The organism is Dongia deserti, from assembly GCF_003574735.1.
Classification (GTDB): Bacteria; Pseudomonadota; Alphaproteobacteria; order Dongiales; family Dongiaceae; genus Dongia_A; species Dongia_A deserti.
In genome coordinates this window covers 66,336-87,012 of record NZ_QORW01000016.1, presented here as the reverse complement: position 1 = coordinate 87,012, position 20,677 = coordinate 66,336, and the positions used below count along the sequence as shown (strand labels likewise).

21 protein-coding genes and 1 pseudogene are annotated in these 20,677 nt (G+C 64.7%); 16 read left to right on the top strand and 6 right to left on the bottom strand.

Translation table 11 applies throughout. From position 1 onward, the window contains the following. Positions 1 to 33 precede the first annotated feature (33 nt). Positions 34 to 1,092, bottom strand: a complete 1,059-nt coding sequence (locus DTX69_RS22435) for a sensor histidine kinase (protein ID WP_119303821.1) — start codon at positions 1,090 to 1,092, stop codon at positions 34 to 36. Between the two features lie 119 nt (positions 1,093 to 1,211). Here DTX69_RS22435 and DTX69_RS22430 point away from each other — a divergent pair, with 119 nt between their 5' ends. From DTX69_RS22430 to DTX69_RS22410, 5 genes are all read left to right on the top strand, one after another. After that, positions 1,212 to 1,523, top strand: coding sequence for an ArsR/SmtB family transcription factor (locus DTX69_RS22430; RefSeq protein ID WP_119303820.1), 312 nt, complete (start codon positions 1,212 to 1,214; stop codon positions 1,521 to 1,523). After that, positions 1,520 to 1,996: an SRPBCC domain-containing protein gene (locus tag DTX69_RS22425; RefSeq protein WP_119303819.1), complete on the top strand. Its 477-nt coding sequence runs from the start codon at positions 1,520 to 1,522 to the stop codon at positions 1,994 to 1,996. The genes DTX69_RS22430 and DTX69_RS22425 overlap by 4 nt, the downstream gene beginning before the upstream one ends. A gap of 106 nt (positions 1,997 to 2,102) precedes the next feature. Beyond that, positions 2,103 to 2,813 carry a GntR family transcriptional regulator gene (locus tag DTX69_RS22420; protein ID WP_119303818.1) on the top strand — a complete coding sequence of 237 codons (711 nt, stop codon included), beginning with the start codon at positions 2,103 to 2,105 and terminating at the stop codon, positions 2,811 to 2,813. After that, a complete protein-coding gene (locus tag DTX69_RS22415; protein WP_119303817.1) occupies positions 2,810 to 3,616 on the top strand; it encodes a phytanoyl-CoA dioxygenase family protein in 807 nt (268 codons plus the stop codon). The genes DTX69_RS22420 and DTX69_RS22415 overlap by 4 nt, the downstream gene beginning before the upstream one ends. 10 nt (positions 3,617 to 3,626) lie before the next feature. Continuing rightward, positions 3,627 to 4,982: an NAD(P)H-dependent oxidoreductase gene (locus tag DTX69_RS22410; protein WP_119303816.1), complete on the top strand. Its 1,356-nt coding sequence runs from the start codon at positions 3,627 to 3,629 to the stop codon at positions 4,980 to 4,982. Here the strand turns inward: DTX69_RS22410 and DTX69_RS22405 are convergent. Further along, complete coding sequence (locus DTX69_RS22405) at positions 4,979 to 5,641, bottom strand: glutathione S-transferase family protein (RefSeq protein ID WP_119303815.1); 663 nt, start codon at positions 5,639 to 5,641, stop codon at positions 4,979 to 4,981. The genes DTX69_RS22410 and DTX69_RS22405 overlap by 4 nt on opposite strands. A gap of 85 nt (positions 5,642 to 5,726) precedes the next feature. After that, positions 5,727 to 6,647, bottom strand: a complete 921-nt coding sequence (locus DTX69_RS22400) for a hypothetical protein (protein ID WP_162917463.1) — start codon at positions 6,645 to 6,647, stop codon at positions 5,727 to 5,729. Positions 6,648 to 6,822: 175 nt separating this feature from the next. On the opposite strand from DTX69_RS22400, the gene DTX69_RS22395 reads away from it, so the two are divergent. From DTX69_RS22395 to DTX69_RS22360, 9 genes and pseudogenes are all read left to right on the top strand, one after another. Beyond that, complete coding sequence (locus tag DTX69_RS22395) at positions 6,823 to 8,130, top strand: ATP-binding protein (protein ID WP_284735996.1); 1,308 nt, start codon at positions 6,823 to 6,825, stop codon at positions 8,128 to 8,130. Between the two features lie 227 nt (positions 8,131 to 8,357). Beyond that, a complete protein-coding gene (locus DTX69_RS22390) occupies positions 8,358 to 9,377 on the top strand; it encodes a PstS family phosphate ABC transporter substrate-binding protein (protein ID WP_119303812.1) in 1,020 nt (339 codons plus the stop codon). A 122-nt stretch (positions 9,378 to 9,499) separates the two neighbouring features. Beyond that, positions 9,500 to 10,396: pseudogene (locus DTX69_RS31095) on the top strand (substrate-binding domain-containing protein); the annotation flags it as partial. Between the two features lie 255 nt (positions 10,397 to 10,651). Beyond that, complete coding sequence (pstC, locus tag DTX69_RS31090; protein ID WP_407643993.1) at positions 10,652 to 11,980, top strand: phosphate ABC transporter permease subunit PstC; 1,329 nt, start codon at positions 10,652 to 10,654, stop codon at positions 11,978 to 11,980. Continuing rightward, positions 11,973 to 13,295, top strand: coding sequence for a phosphate ABC transporter permease PstA (pstA, locus tag DTX69_RS22380; protein ID WP_284735992.1), 1,323 nt, complete (start codon positions 11,973 to 11,975; stop codon positions 13,293 to 13,295). The genes pstC and pstA overlap by 8 nt, the downstream gene beginning before the upstream one ends. A gap of 78 nt (positions 13,296 to 13,373) precedes the next feature. Next, the gene (pstB, locus tag DTX69_RS22375) at positions 13,374 to 14,183 is read left to right on the top strand and encodes a phosphate ABC transporter ATP-binding protein PstB (protein ID WP_119303866.1); all 810 of its coding nucleotides are present in this window, start codon (positions 13,374 to 13,376) and stop codon (positions 14,181 to 14,183) included. Positions 14,184 to 14,202: 19 nt separating this feature from the next. Further along, a complete protein-coding gene (gene phoU / locus DTX69_RS22370) occupies positions 14,203 to 14,916 on the top strand; it encodes a phosphate signaling complex protein PhoU (protein WP_119303809.1) in 714 nt (237 codons plus the stop codon). Further along, positions 14,909 to 15,646 carry a phosphate regulon transcriptional regulator PhoB gene (gene phoB, locus DTX69_RS22365; protein ID WP_119303808.1) on the top strand — a complete coding sequence of 246 codons (738 nt, stop codon included), beginning with the start codon at positions 14,909 to 14,911 and terminating at the stop codon, positions 15,644 to 15,646. The genes phoU and phoB overlap by 8 nt, the downstream gene beginning before the upstream one ends. A gap of 108 nt (positions 15,647 to 15,754) precedes the next feature. Further along, a complete protein-coding gene (locus tag DTX69_RS22360; protein ID WP_162917461.1) occupies positions 15,755 to 16,273 on the top strand; it encodes an anthrone oxygenase family protein in 519 nt (172 codons plus the stop codon). Here DTX69_RS22360 and DTX69_RS22355 read toward each other — a convergent pair. Further along, complete coding sequence (locus DTX69_RS22355) at positions 16,221 to 16,514, bottom strand: SelT/SelW/SelH family protein (RefSeq protein ID WP_119303806.1); 294 nt, start codon at positions 16,512 to 16,514, stop codon at positions 16,221 to 16,223. The two genes, DTX69_RS22360 and DTX69_RS22355, sit on opposite strands and share 53 nt — an antisense overlap. Then, entirely contained in the window at positions 16,514 to 17,827 is a 1,314-nt protein-coding gene (locus DTX69_RS22350) for an AmpG family muropeptide MFS transporter (protein ID WP_119303805.1), read from the bottom strand. Before DTX69_RS22350 ends, DTX69_RS22355 begins: the two co-directional genes overlap by 1 nt. A 258-nt stretch (positions 17,828 to 18,085) precedes the next feature. On the opposite strand from DTX69_RS22350, the gene DTX69_RS22345 reads away from it, so the two are divergent. Both DTX69_RS22345 and DTX69_RS30345 read left to right on the top strand, forming a co-directional pair. Beyond that, positions 18,086 to 19,429, top strand: a complete 1,344-nt coding sequence (locus DTX69_RS22345; RefSeq protein WP_119303804.1) for an ammonium transporter — start codon at positions 18,086 to 18,088, stop codon at positions 19,427 to 19,429. A 16-nt stretch (positions 19,430 to 19,445) separates the two neighbouring features. Then, complete coding sequence (locus DTX69_RS30345; RefSeq protein ID WP_162917460.1) at positions 19,446 to 19,613, top strand: hypothetical protein; 168 nt, start codon at positions 19,446 to 19,448, stop codon at positions 19,611 to 19,613. A 72-nt stretch (positions 19,614 to 19,685) separates the two neighbouring features. Here the strand turns inward: DTX69_RS30345 and DTX69_RS22340 are convergent, their stop codons facing one another. Next, positions 19,686 to 20,585 (bottom strand): homocysteine S-methyltransferase family protein, encoded by a 900-nt coding sequence (locus tag DTX69_RS22340; protein ID WP_119303803.1) that lies wholly within the window; start codon positions 20,583 to 20,585, stop codon positions 19,686 to 19,688. Positions 20,586 to 20,677 lie beyond the last annotated feature (92 nt).

Genomic DNA, 20,677 nt, shown 5'->3' with positions numbered 1-20,677 from the left:
GCCAGTGGGTGGCGGAAAATCCCCGCGCTGACGTCACGCGCGGCCCGTCTCGTCCACATCGAGGCGGGTGGCGGCCAGGTCCGGGCGCTTGAAACGCATCTGCAGATGGAGTCCACCCGGCTTGAAATCGAGCTGGACGTCGCCGTGCACGGCCGCCCGCAAGGCTTGGGTCAGGATCACCGAACCAAAGCCGCGGCGGCTCGGCGGGGTCACCGCTGGGCCGCCGGTCTCGATCCACTCGAGCACGATCTCGTCCTCGCCGCGCCACGAGATCGCGACGCGCCCTTCCGGCGTCGAGAGCGCGCCGTATTTCGCCGCGTTGGTCGCAAGCTCGTGCATGGCCAGACTGAAGGTCATCGCCTGCTGCGGATTGAGCCAGACCTCTGGCCCTTGCACGGTCACGCGGCCGCCACTCATCCACGCACCAATCGCGGTGTCTACCACGTCGGCAATGGATGCGCGCTCCCATACTTCCCTGGTCAGGACGTCGTGCGCGCGGGACAGGGCGATCAGGCGTTCGCGATATGAATCGGCGAACGCGGCGGGATCGGGCGTGTGCTTCAGCGTCTGCTCGGCCAATGCCTGCACCAGAGCAAGCGTGTTCTTCACGCGATGGGATAGTTCGCCGAGCAGCAGCTTGCGCGTCTGCTCGGTCCGACGCCGCTCGGTCTGGTCGCGCATGATCTTGATGAAGCCTTCCAGCCGATTGCCGTCGCGCAAAGGCATGGTGAGGCCGGCGCCCCAAAACCGGCTGCCATCTTTCCGCAGGTGCCAGCGCTCGTTGGTCGCGCGCCCTTCGGCCATGGCAATCTGCGCCTCGGTCGCCGGCACACTGCGCGCGCGATCTTCGGGCACGAACAGAATCTCGCCAGGCCGGCCCAGGATCTCGTCCGCCGCCCATCCGAGGAGGCGCTGCCCGCCACTATTCCAGCCCGTCACACGAAGATCCGTATCCAGGGTGAAGATCGCGTAATCAATAACGCTTTCCAGCAGGATGCGGTGCAAATGCGCGGTGCGCTGAAGCTCGCGATTCCGCGCTTCGAGTTCCGCGATGCGCGCGGCCGGATCGTCGCGGTGCTCTTGAGTGGCCATTCGGTCGGCTCCCCGGAAAGCGGGCGAGGCGGATAAGGAAAGAACCGCTGGCACCTTTCGCGCGTTGCCAGGGCCACGATGAGGATTGACATAAGGTTAGCTATGGCTTACGGTAAGGTATGACTAACGGACTGGATGCGCTTGCCGCTCTAAGCGATCCGACGCGGCGCACGATTATGCAGCGGCTGCGCGGCGGGCCGCGGGCGGTGGGTGAGATCGCCGCCGGCATGACTATCAGCAGGCCGGCGGTGTCCCAGCATCTGAAGGTGCTGAAGGAGAGCGGCCTGGTCGCGGAAACGCGGCAGGGCACGCGGCACTATTTCGCGATTGCGCCGGACGGGATCGGCGCACTGCGCAGTTATCTGGATGACTTGTGGGGCGACGCGCTCGCCGCGTTCGCGCGCCATGTCGAAAAGGAGCGAGCATCATGAGCAATGCCGAGGTCGCGCGCTTCGCCGTCCCTCCAATCGAGAAGAGCATCGTGGTCCGGTGCGATCTGGAGCGGGCTTTCCACGCCTTCACCGCTGAGATCGGACAATGGTGGCCGCTGCAGATGTTCTCGGTCACGCAAGCGAAGGCGCGGACCGCGACGATCGAAGCCAAGATCGGCGGGCGAATCTACGAAACGGCCGACGACGGCAGCACCCATGACTGGGGCCGCGTCCTCTCGTGGTCGCCGCCGAGCGGCTTCTCCATGACGTGGCACCCCGGCCGCATCGGCGGCCCGCACACTGTCGTCGAGCTCAGCTTCGCGGCGGAGAACGGCGCCACGCGCGTGCGCCTGGTTCATCGCGGCTGGGAGACGCTGGGCAAAGACGGCCAGGGTATGCGCGAGAACTATAATGGCGGCTGGGACAAAGTGCTCGGCCAGGCGTTTGCTGGGCATCTCGAGCGCGCCGCCTAGGATCTGTGCCCGCGTCACGCTGGTTGGCGGCGGGAGAAATCCGGCCGCTTGCTTTTTTGGCCCGTACTGTGTACCGTATACGAGTTCACGAGAGCGGGACGAGAGCATGCGGCATCTGACGCTCGAGCGGTCGCTCACCGACCGCACCTACGACGCCATCCTCGACGCGATCTGCGACGGAGAGCTCGCCGCCGGCGCGCGCATCAATCAGGACGAACTGGCGCAGAAGCTGAACGTCTCGCGCCAGCCGGTCGTGCAGGCCTTGGCATTGTTGAAGGTCCAAGGCTTCGTCAGGGAATCCGGTCGCCGCGGTGTCGTGGTGGCGCCGCTCGACGCCGGTTCCGTTTCCCACCTCTACGAGTTGCGCAGCGCGCTCGATGGCATCGCATGCCGCGGCGCCGCCTTGCGCGGCAGCACCGATGCGCGCGCCTGGGGCCCCAAGCTGATCGCGGAGGGCAGGGCGGCTGTCGCTTCCGGCTCGGTCAAGCGCATGATCGAAGCCGACATGCGTTTCCATCGGTTTCTTTATGAGCTGTCCGGCAATCCGATCATTGCCGAGACGGCTTTGCTGCATTGGCAGCACGTCCGCCGCCTGATGGGCGGCTACCTGCAGCACTACCGCGTGCGCGACACCGTCTGGGATGAGCACGACGCCATCCTCGAAGCAGTAATGCGCGGCGACGCCGAGCAGGCTGAGAAGTTGGCGCGCCGCCACGCGGAAGGTGCTGCCGCCAACTTCACGGCATTGGTCGCGGGGGATGAAAAGTACGAGAGCAAGCCGGGCAAACCGGCAGCGAAGGGAAGGAGATGCCCATGAAACTCACTGACACTCAGATCAAGGAGTTCGAGACCGAGGGCTACCTGTTCCTGCCGAACGTATTCTCCGCGGAGGAAATGGCGCTGCTGACGGCCGAGATTCCCGGCCTGTTCGCGCAGAACCGGCCGGAGGTGATCCACGAAAAGGATTCGAACGCGCCGCGCTCCGCCTTTTACGTGCAGACCTGGAACGACGTGTTCGCGATGGTGGCGCGCCATCCGCGGCTGGTCGAGCCCGGCATGCAAATGCTCGGCTCGGACAAGCTCTACATGCACCAGTTCAAGATCAACGCGAAATCGGCGTTCGACGGCGCGGTGTGGCAATGGCACCAGGACTACGCCACTTGGTTCAATGACGACGACATGCCGAGCCCGCGCGCCATGAACATCGCCTTGTTCCTGGCGGAGGCGAACGAGTTCAACGGGCCGCTGATGTTCATCCCGCGCAGCCACCGCCTGGGGCGGCTGGAGGCAGGCCACGACGTCACGACGACGAGCTATCCGCTCTGGACCATCGACAACGACACCATCAAGCGCCTGGTGGAGGAGGGCGGCATCGTCGCGCCGAAAGGCTCGGCCGGCTCCATGCTGCTGTTCCATGGCAATCTGGTGCACGCGTCCGGCTCGAACCTGACGCCGTGGTCGCGCTGGGTTCTCTACCTGTCGCTCAATCGTTGCGACAATGCGATCCGGCGCTTCAAGCGACCGACCTGGATCGCCAACCGCGACTTCACGCCGATCGAGATGTTGCCGGACGATTGCCTCATCACCTACGCACGCAACCGGCAAGGCGCAGCGGCCTGAGGAGATACCGATGAATCTGCACAAGCTGCTGCTCGAACGCGATGTGGCGGGCAAGAAGCTGCGCGTCGGTCTGATCGGCGCCGGCAAGTTCGGCTCCATGTTCCTGGCGCAGGCGCGCCGGACACCCGGGCTGCACATCCTGGGCATCGCCGACCTCGATCCCGCGCGGGCGCGCGCGGCCCTCGCGCGCGTCGGCTGGCCGGCGGAACAGATCGCGGGGCGATCAGCGAGCGAGGCCGTGGAGCACGGCACGACCTGGATCGGCGACGATGCGAAAGCCCTGATCGCGCATCCCGCGCTGGATGTGGTGATCGACGCGACCGGTCATCCGGCTGCGGGCATCACCCACGCGCTCGCTGCGGTCCAGCACGGCAAGCATATCGTGATGGTGAACGTCGAAGCCGACGTGCTGGCAGGGCCGCTGCTCGCCGCCAAGGCGCGCAAGGCGGGACTGGTCTACAGCCTCGCTTACGGCGACCAGCCAGCCTTGATCGCGGAGCAGGTGGATTGGGCGCGGGCGTGCGGGTTCGACGTCGTCGCGGCAGGCAAGGGCACCAAGTATCTGCCCGCGTACCATCACTCGACGCCGGACACGGTCTGGCCGCATTACGGTCTGACCCCGGAGCAGGCGCGCCAAGGCGGCATGAATCCGCAGATGTTCAATTCCTTCCTCGACGGCACCAAATCGGCAATCGAGATGGCGGCGGTCGCCAATGCAACCGGGCTGACGCCAGCGCCTGATGGTTTGTCCTTTCCGCCGTGCGGTGTCGACGACCTGCCACGCGTGCTGCGACCGCGCGCCGAAGGCGGGCAACTCCATCACACAGGACAGGTGGAGGTCATCTCATCGCTCGAGCGGGACGGAAAGCCGGTATTCCGCGATTTGCGCTGGGGCGTCTATGTCGTGTTCGAGGCGCCGAGCGACTACGTCAAGCGCTGCTTCGCCGAATATGGGCTGGTCACCGATCCCACCGGGCGCTACGCGGCGCTCTACAAGCCCTATCACCTGATTGGCCTGGAGCTCGGCATCTCGGTCGCGAGCGCGGGCCTGCGCGGCGAAGCGACCGGTGCGCCGACCGGCTTCCGCGGCGATGCGGTGGCGACGGCCAAGCGCGACCTCAAGGAAGGCGAGGTGCTGGACGGCGAAGGCGGCTTCACGGTCTGGGGCAAGCTGATGCCGGCATCGGACAGCCTGCGCATCGGTGCCTTGCCGATTGGATTGGCGCATCATGTGAAGCTGCGGCGTGCGGTGAAGACGGGCGCCAGCCTCACCTGGAGTGATGTCGTGGTGGACGAGGCAAGCGAAGCCGTGCGCATCCGGCGCGAAATGGAGGCGCAATTCCGAGAGCAGGTTGCGGCAGCTTAGCCCTTGGCGGCGCGTGCAGCGTAGAAGGCTTTCAATCCGTCGATCATCTCCTGCCAGACGCGCCCGAGCGCGGCGTCGCGCTTGACGACATCCGTATAACCGGCGATCGCAGGATAGCGGTCCAGCAGATCGGGCCGTTTCGCAAATTCCATCAGGCCATCGAGCGTGAAGCGCACCGGCAGTAGCCACACGTCCGCCATGCTGATGCGCTCCCCATGGGCATAGGCGCCGGGGCGCAGCAATGTCTCGAGGTGCGCGAGTCCCGCATCGAGCTTGTCGAAGCCCGCTGTGACAGCCGTGCTGTCGATCGTCTTGGCGTCCAGCAGAAAGAAGAGCGGCATCAGCGCCTGCATCACATAGAGCTCTGCGACGGTGGTGACGAGGCGCACATGCGCCAGATCCTTTGCATGCCGTGGCCGCAACGGAATGGCTGGAAAAGCATCTTCTAGATATTCGACGATCACACCGGATTCCGGCAGGGCCGTGCCATCATCGAGGATCAGGACAGGGACGCGCCGCGCCGGATTGAGCTGCCGGAATTCCTCAGACTGCCGCCAACCCTCCGGCGGCATGACGATCTCGATGTCGAGCTGCTTCGCATAGATCGCGGCGCGCACACGGGCGGAATAGGGAGAGAGCGGCAGGGAATAGAGTTTCATGGTCAGGAATCAGTAATCAGGTATCAGTGGTCGGAAACAGCATTGGGCGAATCTAATCCCTGATACCTGATCCCTGACTTCTGAGCTAGAGCCCCACTACCTTGATCTCACGGATCCAGTAAGCACCACCCTGGTTGACGTTCAGCCAGCCATCGAGATTGCCGGTGATCTGCGTGTCGGTCGCGATGATGAGCTGCTGGTTGTCGAGATAGACCCGCATCTTTCCAGTCGGCTCGCGCTGCCACATAAGCTCGTGCGTCTTGCCGTCTTCCAGATTGAGCGGATCGTTGTAGGCGCCGATCTGCGTCACCTGGTTGCCGACGATGCGCTGAAGGACGAGACCGGTGTCCTTGCCGGGATGGTAGACCAGGCGATAGCCGCTGCTCGCGCTGGCACCCTGATAGGGCCCGATGTTGAGCGGGCCGTTCTTGTTGACCGACACCAGCTTCATCGTCATGCGAAAGCTGTTGGCGATCGGCACCGCGGTATAGATCGAGGCATAGGTCGATTGCGGCGCCTGTTGCTCCTGCACGCCCAGGATCGCCTTCAGGACATCATTGCCCGTGACCTTGGTGCTGGTCGACGCGCCAAGCTTGCTGGACAGGCCGATCATCGTGCCCTTGGTATCGACCTCCCAGGTCCCGGCTGAGACCTTCCACACCGGATTGGCGGTGTAGTTGCCGTCGGCGAAATTGTCGTAAAGGAAGACCGTGCCGGGCCCGCCCAGCGACGGCGTGACCGGATATTTCGCCGCCAGCTTTTTCAGATCGGCCAGGAAATTGGGGTCTGCGGCATTGGCGGTCTCCGCCTTCTTGATAAGGGCGTTGAGATCGGTCACTAGGCTTTGCAGCTTCTGATCGCTAGTCTGGTTCGCTTGAGCCTGGGTCGTGCCGGACCAGGGCTGGTAGGTCGTTTCCTGCGCCAGCGCCGCACCAGTGACGCTCGAGGCCCCCAGCCCGATCAGCATGGCCGCCACTGACGCCCTACCCGGATTTGATCTTTTCATGACAAACGTCCCGTCATTGAGGGAACCCGCTATACTCAGTCCCGGATGAAGCGGGGTTCCCGATTCGCCTCCGGGTAAGCTCTAGCCTACAGTATGCCGGAACATGGGCTTGTTGCCGAAACCGTTCCTTACACTTCTCTGTTACGATGCCGCCATATGGGCGGCGCTCTTGACCGTGATCGGCGTCACAGTTGGTGGCGATCCTGTGTGGCTCGCTGCCATCGGCATCGGCGGTGTCGGCTTCACCACATGGGCAGCCTGGTTCGCGACCAGGACCCACTTGGCGACTCCTAGCGAGCCGCCGAGCGAAGCCTCCGCCGCTGCCGAGCCCGCGCCTGATGAGAGCGAAGCACCCGCCGGCTTGACGGAGCCTGAACCGGAGCAGCATGCGGATTCCTACCAGGTGCTGGAGGCCATGCCGCTTGCCGTGCTGGTAGTCGATCGGCGGCGAGACATCCGGTGGGCGAACGACCGGATGCGCCATCTGCTCGGGGAGGCAGTAACCGGCCGCAGCCTGATGAGCGTGTTGCGCTATCCGCCGCTGATCGATGCCTTGGATCAGGTGATGGGTGGCCAGAACACGGAAGTGGCAGGCGCCCCGACCGCGATCGAGGGGGTCGAGACGCCGATCGGCCCCGACCGGCTGCTGATCGCCGATCTGAAGCGGCTGGATGCGGACCGCATCCTGGTCGCCCTCAAGGATGCGAGCGCCGCGCATCGCCTGGAACGGCTCCGCAGCGACTTCATCGCCAACGTCAGCCACGAGCTGAAAACGCCGATCGCGACCTTGATGGGCTTCATCGAAACATTGCGCGGGCCGGCCAAAGGCGACCTCGAGGCCCATGAGCGCTTCCTCGGCATCATGCATGAGCAGGCGAGCCGCATGAGCCGCCTGGTGGCGGACCTGCTCTCGCTCAGCCGCATCGAATTGAATGAGCATGCGCGCCCGTCCGGCGGCGTCGACCTGGGCGAAGTCGTCGGCCGCGTCGCGAATGGGCTGTCGTTGCGGGCCGCCGAACGCAACATGAAGATCGAGCTGCCGGCGGGATCGATGGGCCGCGCGATCGGTGATGCCGACGAGCTGACCCAGGTGTTCCAGAACCTGATCGACAACGCGATCAAGTACGGCAGGCCGGGCACGTCGATCACGGTGAGCGCCGCGCGCATCGTCGACCCGATCGAGATCAAGGCCCACCTGCCGGGCCTGCGCCGCGCCAAGGCGATGATCGCGGTGGCGGTTGCCGATCGCGGCGAGGGCATCGCACGCGAGCACATCCCGCGCCTGACGGAGCGGTTCTATCGGGTCGATGCTGCACGCTCGCGCGATCTTGGCGGCACCGGCCTCGGCCTTGCCATTGTGAAGCACGTTGTCAACCGCCATCGCGGCAGCCTGGAGATCGAATCGACGCCGGGTCATGGCAGTGTCTTCACGGTCTATCTGCCGGCGGAAGAGGCTGCGGCTGACCTGCGCGCCGCGTCATAAATCTGACGCCCACCTGTCGATCTGGCGGGCTTTTCGCGTGCGTTCAGCGCCCTAGAACCGACGGCTCATCTGCTTTGCCAGGGCTCGTCATAGAACCGTAACCTGCCTGTCGAAAGCGTGTCACGAAAGCGACCTAGTTTGCCGCCGAGTACAGAGGGGGCCGGCGATTAGGGGTCGCCAGAGAGCGAGCCACCGGCCTCGTCCCTATCAAACCGGAAGGAGAGGCTATGAAGCGCATGTCCGTTGCCATCGCCGCTCTCGCTGGGCTGGCAATCACTGCCGGTGCCGCCGAGGCGCGCGACCAAATCCACATCGTCGGTTCCTCGACGGTGTTCCCCTTCACCACCGCGGTCGCCGAGAATTTCGGCAAGGCTGGCAAGTTCAAGACCCCGGTCGTGGAATCGACCGGCACCGGCGGCGGCATGAAGCTGTTCTGCGCCGGCGTAGGCGAGAACACGCCCGACGTGACCGGCGCCTCGCGCAAGATCAAGGACAGCGAGATCGAAGGCTGCAAGAAGAACGGCGTCACCTCCATCACCGAAGTGCTGATCGGCTATGACGGCATCGCCTTCGCCAACTCGAAGGCCGGCACGTCGATCGACGTGACGCGCAAGCAGCTGTGGCAGGCTCTCGCCAAGCAGGTGCCGGTCAACGGCAAGCTGGCCGACAATCCGTACAAGATGTGGAACGAGATCGATCCCAGCCTGCCGGCGCAGAAGATCGAAGTGCTCGGCCCGCCGCCGACCTCCGGCACGCGTGACGCGTTCGTCGAGCTCGTGATGGATGTGGGCTGCGAGGAATTCCCGGAGATCGAAGCCCTGGATAAGGACGCCAAGAAGGCGGCCTGCCAGTCGATCCGCGAGGACGGCGCCTTTATCGAGGCGGGCGAGAACGACAACCTCATCGTCCAGAAGCTCGATGCCAACCACAATGCCTTCGGCGTCTTTGGCTACTCCTTCTTGGAAGAGAACGCCGACAAGCTGCAGGGCGGCAAGATCGAGGGCGTCGCGCCGACCTTCGACACCATCGCGGACAAGTCCTATCCGGTGTCGCGCGAGATCTATTTCTATGTGAAGAACGCCCATGTCGGCGTGATCCCCGGCATTCGCGAGTTCGTCGCTGAATATGTCAGCGAGCGCGCCATGGGCGAGGAGGGCTACCTCGCGGACAAGGGTCTGATCACCCTCACCGACGACAAGTACAAGGACGTCGCATCCAAGGCGATGGCCCTGTCTCCGATGAATTAAACACCGCGAATGGGGGTAGCGCTGACACGCTGCCCCCATATCTTGTTGTCACATTCCTGTAACATAAAAGCAATAATGTCCGCCCGGATGAGCGGACGAACCAGACGGGAGCGGATTTGGGCATGAAACGCGTAGCAGCCATCCTGCTCGGTTTGGCGGCCATCTTGATGGCCGCGCTGCCTGCTGCGGCGCGGGAACAGCTTCATATCGTCGGCTCCTCGACAGTCTATCCTTTCTCCACCACGGTCGCCGAGGCTTTGGCAAAGCAGGGCGTCCTCAAGTCGCCCGTCGTTGAGGCAACCGGTACCGGCGGCGGCCTGAAGCTGTTCTGCGAAGGCGTGGGCGAGGGCACACCGGATATCGCCGGCGCCTCGCGCAAGATCAAGCAGAGCGAGGTCGACGCCTGCACACAGAACGGGGTCGCAAAGATCACCGAGATCCCGATCGGGCATGACGGCATCGTCATTGCCAACGCCAAGTCGGGGTCGGATTTCTCCATCACGCGTGCGCAGCTGTTCCTGGCGCTCGCCAAGACTGTGCCGCAGAACGGGCAGCTCATTCCAAATCCCTATCGCACCTGGAACCAGATCGATCCATCACTGCCTGCCACGCGGATCGAGGTGCTGGGTCCGCCGCCGACCTCCGGCACACGCGACGCCTTTGTCGAGCTGGTGATGGACACAGGCTGCGAGAACTTCCCCGAGATTGCCACACTCGAGGGCGATGCCAAGAAGGCCGCCTGCCAGCAGGTGCGCGAGGACGGCGCCTATATCGACGCCGGCGAGAACGACAATCTTATCGTCCAGAAGCTGCAGGCCAATCCCTCGGCCTTCGGCATCTTCGGCTATTCGTTCCTGGAGCAGAACGCGGACACGCTGAAGGCCGCGTCGGTCGAGGGCGTTGCGCCGACCTACGAAGCGATCTCCGCCAAGCAATATCCGGTCGCGCGCGAGCTCTACATCTATGTGAAGGACGCGCATCGCACCATCATTCCCGGCATTGACGCCTTCGTGCGCGAGCTGCTGAGCGAACGCGCAATGGGGCAGGACGGCTATCTCGCGGATAAGGGCCTCGTCCCGTTCACGCCGCAAGAGCGCACTGAGATCGAATCCAGAGTCCTTGCCGGCCTGGGTCTGACGGCACTGTCCGGGAATGGCGGCGTCGAGCCGCAAGGAGCGCTCGGCACGGCGCTGCACAGCGTCAGCGGCTCGACGGGTGCGACCGCGACGGCCATTCTGGTCGCGGTCCTGGGCTTGAGCCTGATCGGCTTCTTCATGGGCCGCGCACGCGCCGCCGTAAAGGCCGGCGGTGACCTGCGCCGCCTGCACTCGCTGCCCAACTACCACGGCTTCTACGTTGCCTTGTGGTGCGGCCTGCCGGCGCTGCTGGTGGCCCTCGTCTGGCTGACGGCTCAGCCGGCGATCGTCACCGAGGCGGCGATCTCCGCCATGCCGGCCCAGCGAGTCGCAAGCCTCGATGAGAGCCGGCTTTCTCTGCTGCTGAGCGAAGCACGCCAGGCCGCCGAGCGGGCGGACCTCAGCCAGATCGCCGACCCCGCAGTGCAGGCTGCGGCGGCGACCTATCGTTCGTGGAACGCGATGGCGCGTCTCGGCGCCATCGGAGCCGCTGTGGCCCTGGCGGTGCTAGGCATCGGCTTTGCCTACAGCCGCATCAATGTCGAGGCGCGCTCGCGCAACCGCGTGGAGCGGATCGTGCTCGGCATCCTGTTCGCCTGCTCGACCCTCGCCATTCTCACCACCGTCGGCATTGTCCTGTCGCTGGTGTTCGAATCGCTGCGCTTCTTCGCCCAGGTCCCGATCACGGAATTCCTGTTCGGCCTGCAATGGAGCCCGCAGATGGCGTTGCGCGCCGACCAGGTCGGTTCCTCCGGCGCGTTCGGCGCGATTCCCGTGATCGCCGGCACGCTGCTCATCACCTTCATCGCCATGGTGGTCGCGGTGCCGACCGGCCTCATGATCGCGGTCTATCTGTCCGACTATGCGACCAGCAGGGTGCGCAGCATCTTCAAGCCGCTGGTGGAGATCCTGGCGGGCATCCCGACGGTGGTCTACGGCTTCTTCGCCGCCCTCACCATAGGCCCGATCTTCCGCCAGGCGGGTGACGCGATCGGCCTCAATGTCGCGTCGGAAAGCGCGCTGGCCGCCGGCCTCATCATGGGCGTGATGATCATCCCCTTCGTCTCCTCCTTGTCGGATGACGTGATGAACGCGGTGCCGCAGAGCCTGCGCGACGGCTCTTTCGCGCTCGGCGCGACCAAGTCGGAGACCATCAAGCAAGTGGTGTTTCCCGCCGCGCTGCCCGGCATCGTCGGCGCCGTTCTGCTCGCGATCAGCCGCGCCATCGGCGAGACCATGATCGTGGTGATGGCGGCTGGCCTTGCTGCCAATTTGACCGCCAATCCGCTGCAGGCGGTGACGACGGTCACGGTGCAGATCGTGACGCTGCTGGTGGGCGACCAGGAGTTCGATTCGCCGAAGACCCTGGCGGCCTTCGCGCTCGGCCTGCTGCTGTTTGTCGTCACTCTCTGCCTCAACGTCATCGCGCTCAATGTGGTTCGCAGATATCGAGAGAAATATGACTGACGTGGCGCTCATCGGATCTGCCTCGGAAACCGGCGTCAAGCTGCGCCGTCCGGACCTGTCGGAAGACCGCATCCGCCGGCGCTATGCCGCCGAGCGCCGGTTCCGCCTCTATGGCATGCTGGCGATCGGCTTCGCCGTATTCATGCTGGGTTTTCTCGCCGTCACGGTCGTCCTGCAGGGCTACACCGCCTTCTGGCAGACCCGAATCGTGCTCGACGTCAATATTGACCCGGCAGAGGTCGACCCGCAGAACACGCGCCTGCCCGAATCGCTGTGGCAGGGCAACTACCAGGCTGTGGTGCGCGAGGCGTTGCGCAGCCTGTTCCCGGAGGTCGAGTCCCGCGGCGACCGGCGCGCGCTCAACGATTTCCTCAGCAACGCCGCCGGTGATGCCGTACGCCGGATGGTCATGGAGAACCCGGCCCTGGTGGGCACCACCCAGCGGGTCGAGGTGCTGGCGGCCGACGAGATCGATATGCTGGCCAAGGGCCGCATCGATCGCGACGTGCCAGCGACGGATCGACCGATCGACGACCAGCAGCTCGGATGGTTCGACAAGCTCGAAGCCGAAGGCCGCATCGTCAGCAGCTTCAATCTCGACTTCTTCACGACCGGCGATTCGCGCGAGCCGGAGCAGGCGGGCGTGGGCGGCGCCTTGGTGGGCAGCCTGCTCACGATTCTGACGGCCATCATCCTCTCGCTGCCGATCAGCGTGGCGGCGGCGATCTATCTCGAGGAGTTCGCGCCCAAGAACCGCATCACCGACATCATCGAGATCAACATCAACAATCTGGCGGCGGTGCCCTCGATCGTGTTCGGCTTGCTGGGCCTTGCGGTATTGCTCGGCTTCTTCGGCCTGCCGCGCGGTGCGCCTCTGGTCGGTGGCATGGTGCTGTCGCTCATGACACTGCCCACCATCATCATCGCCACGCGCGCGGCGCTGAAGGCCGTGCCGCCGTCGATCCGGGAAGCCGCCTATGGCGTCGGCGCCTCGAAGCAGCAGGTCGTGATGCATCACGTCTTGCCGCTCGCCATGCCCGGCATCATGACGGGCGCCATCATCGGCACGGCGCGCGCCATGGGCGAATCGGCGGCGGTCCTGATGATTGGCATGGTCGCCTTCATCGTGGATATTCCCACCAGCATCACCGATCCGGCGACGGTCTTGCCGGTTCAGATCTTCCTATGGGCGGATGCGCCGGAGCGCGCCTTCGTCGAACGCACCTCGGCCGGCATCATGGTGATGCTGGTGTTCCTGGTACTGATGAATGCAGCCGCGGTGGTGATCCGCCGCAGGTTCGAGCGGCGATGGTGATGGTGAGGAGCGGCTATGGCACGGGCGGCACACAAAGCCCAACTGACAGCGGATGACGGCAAAATGGATACCAGCGGAATGGTTCTGACAAATGCCAACGTGAAGCCGGCGGTGGCGCCCCGGCCGGGCGAAGAGCCCAAAATGATGAGCCGCCAGGTCAACGTCTTCTACGGTCAGAAGCAGGCCTTGTTCAATGTCGACCTCGACATTCCCTCGCGCCAGGTGACGGCGCTGATCGGCCCATCCGGCTGCGGCAAGTCGACCTATTTGCGTTGCCTCAACCGCATGAACGACGTGATCGACGGCTGCCGCGTTACCGGCGACATCCGGCTGGACGGCGAGAACGTCTACGACCCGAAGCTCGACGTCGTGATGCTGCGCGCGCGCATCGGCATGGTGTTCCAGAAACCGAATCCGTTCCCGAAGTCGATCTACGACAACATTGCCTACGGTCCGCGCATCCACGGCATGGCGCACGACAAGGCGGAGATGGACGAGATCGTGCAGACCAGCCTGGAGCGCGCCGGCCTGTGGAACGAGGCGAAGGACCGCCTCGCCCAGCCTGGCACCGGCCTCTCCGGCGGCCAGCAGCAGCGGCTTTGCATCGCGCGCGCCATTGCGGTCTCGCCCGAGGTCATCCTGATGGACGAGCCGTGCTCGGCGCTCGATCCGATCGCGACCGCGCGCATCGAAGAGCTGATCGACGAGCTGCGCGAGAACTACACCATCATCATCGTCACCCATTCGATGCAGCAGGCCGCGCGCGTCAGCCAGAAGACGGCGTTCTTCCATCTCGGCGTGCTGGTGGAATGGGGCGATACCGAGCAGATCTTCACGGCCCCGCGCGATGAGCGCACGCAGGGCTACATCACCGGCCGCTTCGGTTAAGAGGCGCGAAGGAAACATCATGGTGAACAAGCCGACCGACCACATCGTCAAGAGCTTCGATGAGGATCTGAAGCGCCTCAGCAACGTGATCGCGGAGATGGGCGGCCTTGCGGAAGCCCAGCTCACCCGCGCGGTCGAGGCGTTGGTGCGGCGCAACAGCGAGCTTGCGACCCAGGTGGTGCAGGACGACAAGCGCATCGACGCGCTGGAGACCGAGGTCGGGCAGATGACCGTGCGCATGCTGGCGCTGCGCCAGCCGATGGCGCAGGACCTGCGCGAGGTCGTGGCCGCCATCAAGATCGCGTCCGACATCGAGCGCATCGGCGACTACGCCAAGAACATCGCCAAGCGGGCCATTGTGCTGTCGACCCATGCGCCGATGAAGCCGGTGGCCTCCATCCCGCGCATGAGCCAGCTCGCGCTGCAGATCATCAAGGACGTGCTCGATTCCTATATCGAGAAGGATGCGGAAGGCGCCCGTGCCGCCTGGCGGCGCGACGAGGAAGTCGACGAGATGTATAACAGCCTGTTCCGCGAAATGCTGACCTACATGATGGAGGATCCCCGCAATATCGGGCCCTGCACGCACCTCTTGTTCATTGCCAAGAATATCGAGCGCATCGGCGACCACGCGACCAACATCGCGGAGATCGTCTATTTCCTGGTCCACGGCCGGAGCCTGGACGAAGAGAGACCGAAAGGCGATACGACCAATGTTCCAATCGATGCCTGATCGCGCCAAGACCACACCGTTGCCCGTGCGCGAGGCGCACGGCCAGCCATTGGTTCTGGTGGTGGAGGATGAAGCGGCCCTGGTCACCCTGCTGCGCTACAACCTGGAGCGCGAAGGCTTCCGCGTGATCGATGCCGCCAACGGCGAGGAAGCACTGCTGATCGTGAAGGAGCAGCGGCCGGACCTCATCCTGCTGGACTGGATGCTGCCGGCCTTGTCCGGCATCGAAGTATGCCGGCAGATCCGCCGCTCGCCGGAGCATCGCCGCACGCCCATCATCATGCTGACCGCGCGCGGCGAGGAAAGCGACAAGCTGCGCGGGTTGGAAGTCGGCGCCGACGATTACGTGACCAAGCCGTTCTCGCCCAGCGAGCTGGTCGCGCGCTGCCGCGCTGTCTTGCGCCGCGCCCTGCCGCAGGCCGAGACCGAGGTGCTGCAGTACCAGGACCTCTCCATGGACCTTGCCACGCACCGGGTGCGGCGCGGCGCCAAGGATGTACATCTGGGGCCGACCGAGTTCCGCCTGTTGCGCTTTCTTCTAGAAAACCAGGGACGGGTGTTCAGCCGCGAGCAATTGCTGGATCACGTCTGGGGCCGCGACATCTATGTCGAGCCGCGCACCGTCGACGTGCACATCCGCCGCCTGCGCAAGGCCATCAACATCGAAGGCGCCGCCGACCTCGTGCGCACCGTGCGCTCGGCTGGCTATGCGCTGGATGTGAATATCTAGGCGCCGCGCACTATTCTTTCCGTTCTTGGCTGCGCAGGGTTTGCTCGGTAGCTTCGTTGCATCTGCGGACCGTGACGGGGGAACCAGATGGTTGTGGCGCGTCGCTTCATGCTGTCGCTGGCTTTGCTGGCGAGCGCACTGATCGCCGGCTTCTTCTACACCTATTCCATCTCGGTAATGCCTGGACTGGCGGTGACCGAGCCGCGCGCCGCAATGCTGGCTATGCAGGGGATCAACGCCACTATCCGTACGCCAGTGTTCGCGTTCGCGTTCTTCGGCGCCTTCGGGTTCACCACCATTGCAGCCCTGCTGGCGCGGCGCTGGGCGATTGCCGCGCCGTTGGCGGCTGCGGGACTGATCTATGCAGCGGGCAGCCTTGCCCTCACCTTCATTGTCCATGTGCCGATGAACGAGGCGCTGGCGCTGGTGCCGGCTGACGCCGACGACGCCGTGGCGGTCTGGCGCGCCTATGCCGAGCGGTGGACCCTCTGGAACCACGCACGCACCGCCGCGTCGATCTTGGCTTTTGCGTGCGTCGCGCTGGCCGCCATTGGTGAGTGGCGCGGCCAGGCTGCTATGGCTGCTTCTTTCGGTCGGAGTGGCCGAGCTCCCGCTCCGGCGCGATGACGTCGCGCAGGCGCTGCTTCAACTCGGTCAGCTCGGCATGGCGCCCTTCGCCCTTGCGCGACCAGATGGTCTGGCCATCGACCCGCACCTCGAACACGCCGCCGGTACCGGGAATGAGTGCCACCTCGCCGATCTCGTCCTGGAAGGTGGTCAGCAGCTCCTGCGCTGTCCAACCCGCGCGCAGCAGCCACCGGCACTGGGTGCAGAACTCGATCTCGACGCGGGGTGATCTAGTGGGCATCAGGATACCGCGGGCTGATCGGCCGGACGTGCGGCAGGCCGATAGGGAAAGTAGCGCATCATGATTGCAAGCAGCACTAGGCCCGGGACGGCAAAGAGCATGGTCGCGATCCAGAACGTGGCCCAATCCATGTGATCGGCCAGCCACCCACTGCCTGAAGAAAGCCAGGTGCGCCCCTGCGCCATGAATGATGTGAGCAGCGCATACTGGGTCGCGGTGTAAGCGACGTTGCAAAGCCCGGACAGATAGGCCACCAGCGCCGCGCCGGCAGCGCCGCCGGCAATGTTGTCGGCCGTGATGGCGATGGCGAGCGCAGGAAGATCGTGGCCGACCGTTGCAACGTAGGCGAAGGTGAGATTCGTGACGGCCTGCAGGATGCCGCCGATCATGAGCGCCTTGAACACGCCCCAGCGCGCGACCGCGATGCCGCCGAGGATGGCGCCGGCGACCGTCATCCACACGCCCCACACCTTGCTGACCGCCGCAATCTCTGTGCCGGTGAATCCCATCTTGACATAGAACGGATTGGCCATCGTGCCGCCCAAGGCATCGCCGAACTTATAGAACAAGGTGAAGGCGAGGATCAGGATCCAGCCCTTGTGCATCATGAAATCGGCGAACGGATCAATGACCGCTTCCTTGACGACCTCTCCGTAGTCGCGGTGCTCCGGTTTCGGCGGAGCCTTGGGTTCGGGCGCCAGCAGCGTCACCACCATCGCCGCCAACATGGCGCCGGCCAGCACGGCGAAGACGACCGGCCAGGATACATGGTCGGACATGGCCAGCGCACCCGCGCCCGCCAGTAGCAAGCCGAAACGATAGCCGACTTGCGTTGCGCCGGCGCCGTGGCCCTGCTCGTCCAGCGGCAACAGATCTATGCGATAGGCGTCGATCACGATGTCCTGGCTGGCGGAGAGGAACGCGACGACGAGCGCAGCCACCGCTGTGCCCAGCGGGTCTGTGGCTGGATCGGTCAGCCCCATGGCGAAGATCGCGACCGCCAGCAGCGCTTGCGTCAGCAAGAGCCAGCTGCGCCGCCGACCGAGCAGGCGCGTCAACACGGGCAACGGCACCTGATCCATGATGGGCGACCAAAGAAACTTGAACGTGTACGGCGTTCCGACCAGAGCGAAAAGGCCAATGGTGGTCAGATCCACTTTGACCGTCGCTAGCCAGTACGACAGCGTCGACAGCGTCAGCAGCAGCGGCAGGCCGGAGGCGAAGCCCATCGCCAAGATGATCAGCATGCGGGGCGTGAGATAGGCCGCGATCGCCGACCACCAGTCCTTCTTCACGGCAACCGCTTCGGCCATCGAACTTTCCTCTCCGCACCGTCCGACTCGGAGACTAGGGCCGGACCGGTTGCCCAATCGTTACGCACTTGCTCAAAGCGCGTCCAGATGGTCGCGCCGTTGGTCTCGAAAATCCATGCCGAATCAACGAGGCGGCGCGCTGGCATACCCCTTGCTGAGGTTCCGCTGCCCAAACAGCAAACAGGGCACGCTTGCGGGTGCGGTCCAACGGATCGCGTGAGGGGAGCAAGCGCATGACACAGGGATAGGGGGCACCGAATGGATCCTGAGACCCAAGCCGCGGTGGATGAGCTGCGCAAACTCATCACCATGTCCGGCACGATCAACATGGAGATCTTCTACTGGTGGTGCACCGCCATCATGGTGATGATCCATGCCGGGTTCCTGGCCTACGAGATGGGCGCGTCGCGCGTGAAGAACGCGCTGGCATCGGGGGTGAAGAACATCCTCGCGTTCGCGTTCATCGTGCCGACCTTCTTCTTGTTCGGCTGGTGGATCTATCTCGCCTTTCCCGGCGGCTTCACGATCGACGAAGCCGGCGTCGCCGGCCTGCCCTGGAGCGCCAATATGGGGCCGAACCTCACGGACAATGCGTCCGGTGTATTCTGGGCGGCCTTCACCATGTTCGCGGCCACCACGGCCTCCATCCTCTCGGGCTCGCTAATCGAACGCATCCGCCTCAGCGCGTTTATCATCCTCGCCGTCCTGCTCGGATCGGTGATCTGGATCCTCGCCGCGGCATGGGGTTGGCATCCGGCGGGCTGGCTGCACACCAAGCTTGGCCTGCATGACGTGGCGGCAGCAGGCTGCGTGCACGTCATCGCCGGCTTCTTTGCCCTCGGTGTGATCATCAATCTCGGCCCTCGCATCGGCCGGTTCGCGCCGGACGGCACGCCGATGGAGATTCCTGGGCATTCCGCGCCCATGACGATGATCGGTCTGATGATGATCATCGTCGGCTTCTTCGGCTTCCTGGGCGGCTGCATCATCTATGTGACAGGCGATCAGTGGATCAACATCTACGGCCAGCCGGCCACGCTCTCGGCGTTCGCCTTCAACACGTTGATGAGCTTCGCGGGCGGCATCATCGGCTGCTTCCTGATGACGCGCGATCCGTTCTGGATGATGTCCGGCGCGCTGGCCGGCATCATCTCCGCCGCGTCGGGCCTCGATGTCTATCATCCGGCGCTCGCGTTCCTAATCGGGTTCGCCGGCGGCTGCATCATCCCGAAGGTGCAGGACATGCTGATCAAGCTGAAGATCGACGACGCGGTCGGCGCCTTCGCGGTGCATGGCGCGGCGGGTGCCTGGAGCCTGGTCGCCGCTGGCATCTTCGCGAGTGGCTATCCGAGCGCAGCGGGCCCCGACTCCAGCCTCTATGGCCAGCTGGTCAGCCTCGCCGTCTTTGCGTCGCTCGGCTTCATCCCCGGCTTCGTGGTGTCCTATGTGCTGAAGCTGTTCGGTCTGCTGCGCATCACGCCGGGTGCGGAGATCGCCGGCCTCGATCTCGTCGAGATTCCGCTGAAGCCTTATCCGGAAGGCCTCACCCCTTCAACCAACGGCAACGGCCACGCGGCGCCGCAAGGCGTGCCGGCCGAGTGAGAAAAGGAGAACCGACATGAATGGCAGCCCGGTAACCGCCTGGGAAGGGACGGAAGCCTACTTCACCTTCGCAGACCGGCCGTTCCTGATCGTCGTGGCCCTGGTCCTGACCGCGATCGTGACGGTGGGAGTCATCGTGCACTCGGCCAAGCACGAGACCAAGGCGTTCAGGCGTTTCCCCTAGAGTTGGCTTGACCATCCCCAGAACGACTGGCGCGCATGGATCCCCATGCGCCCTCCGTTCTGTGGACTTTGATCAGTCTTGCATCGCCTTGAGCGCAGCGATGTGCTCCGGGCCAATGCCGCAGCAGCCGCCGATGATGTGCGCGCCGCGCTCGCGCCAGTCCATGGCGAACTCCGCGTAGCGATCCGGAGTGAGATCGGCGCGGATGTTGCTCAGGCCTTTGTTGGCCGCTTCATCGCGCTGGGGCGGGAAGGCGTTGGCGTAGACACCGATCCTGGCTTCGCTGCCGCGCGCGTCGCGCACCGACCGGGCGGCATCGACGGCGCCTGCCATGATCTCCGGCTGGCTGCAATTGAACAGGATTGCGTCGACGCCGAGCTCCAGCATGGCGGTGACGACAGCGGCGACGCATTCGCCGGAGCGCAGCTTCGGCCGCGTCAGGTCCGGATTGTCGTCATCGAGTGTGAAGGAGACCCAGAACGCGCGCTTGTCCTCGCTGAGCGTCTGGCGGGCAAAGCGCGCCTCTGCCAAGCAGCTTTGTGTCTCGGCGAGCCACAGATCGACATGCGGCGAAAGGCCGTCGATCAGCGGGCGGATGATCGCGGGCGCCTTCGCTTCGTCGACCAGATCAGGACGATAGGAGCCGAAGAGGGGCGGTAATGACCCCGCCACCAGGACCTTGCGCTTTGATCCGTCCGCGACCTTGCGTGCGAGCCCGCCGGCGAGGTCTGCCAGGAAACGCCCCTCCGCCTTGAACTTCGCCTCACCGATGTGAAAGGGCACGAGCGCGTATGAGTTGGTGGTGATCACCTCCGCGCCGGCGTCGGCAAAGCGCTGGTGCGCCCGCGTCACCGTGTCAGGCGCAGCCATGAGCGCCAGCGCCGACCATTCCGGCTGTTTGAACGGCGCACCCATCCGGTGCAACTCGCGCCCCATGCCGCCGTCGAGGATTGTGAAGTTGGTTTCGCTCATCTGGAATGGACCTTGTTTGCGACGTCGAGCATGGCATCGACATACCCCTCACCCTGCCCCTCTCCCTCAAGGGGAGAGGGCACGCTGTTGAT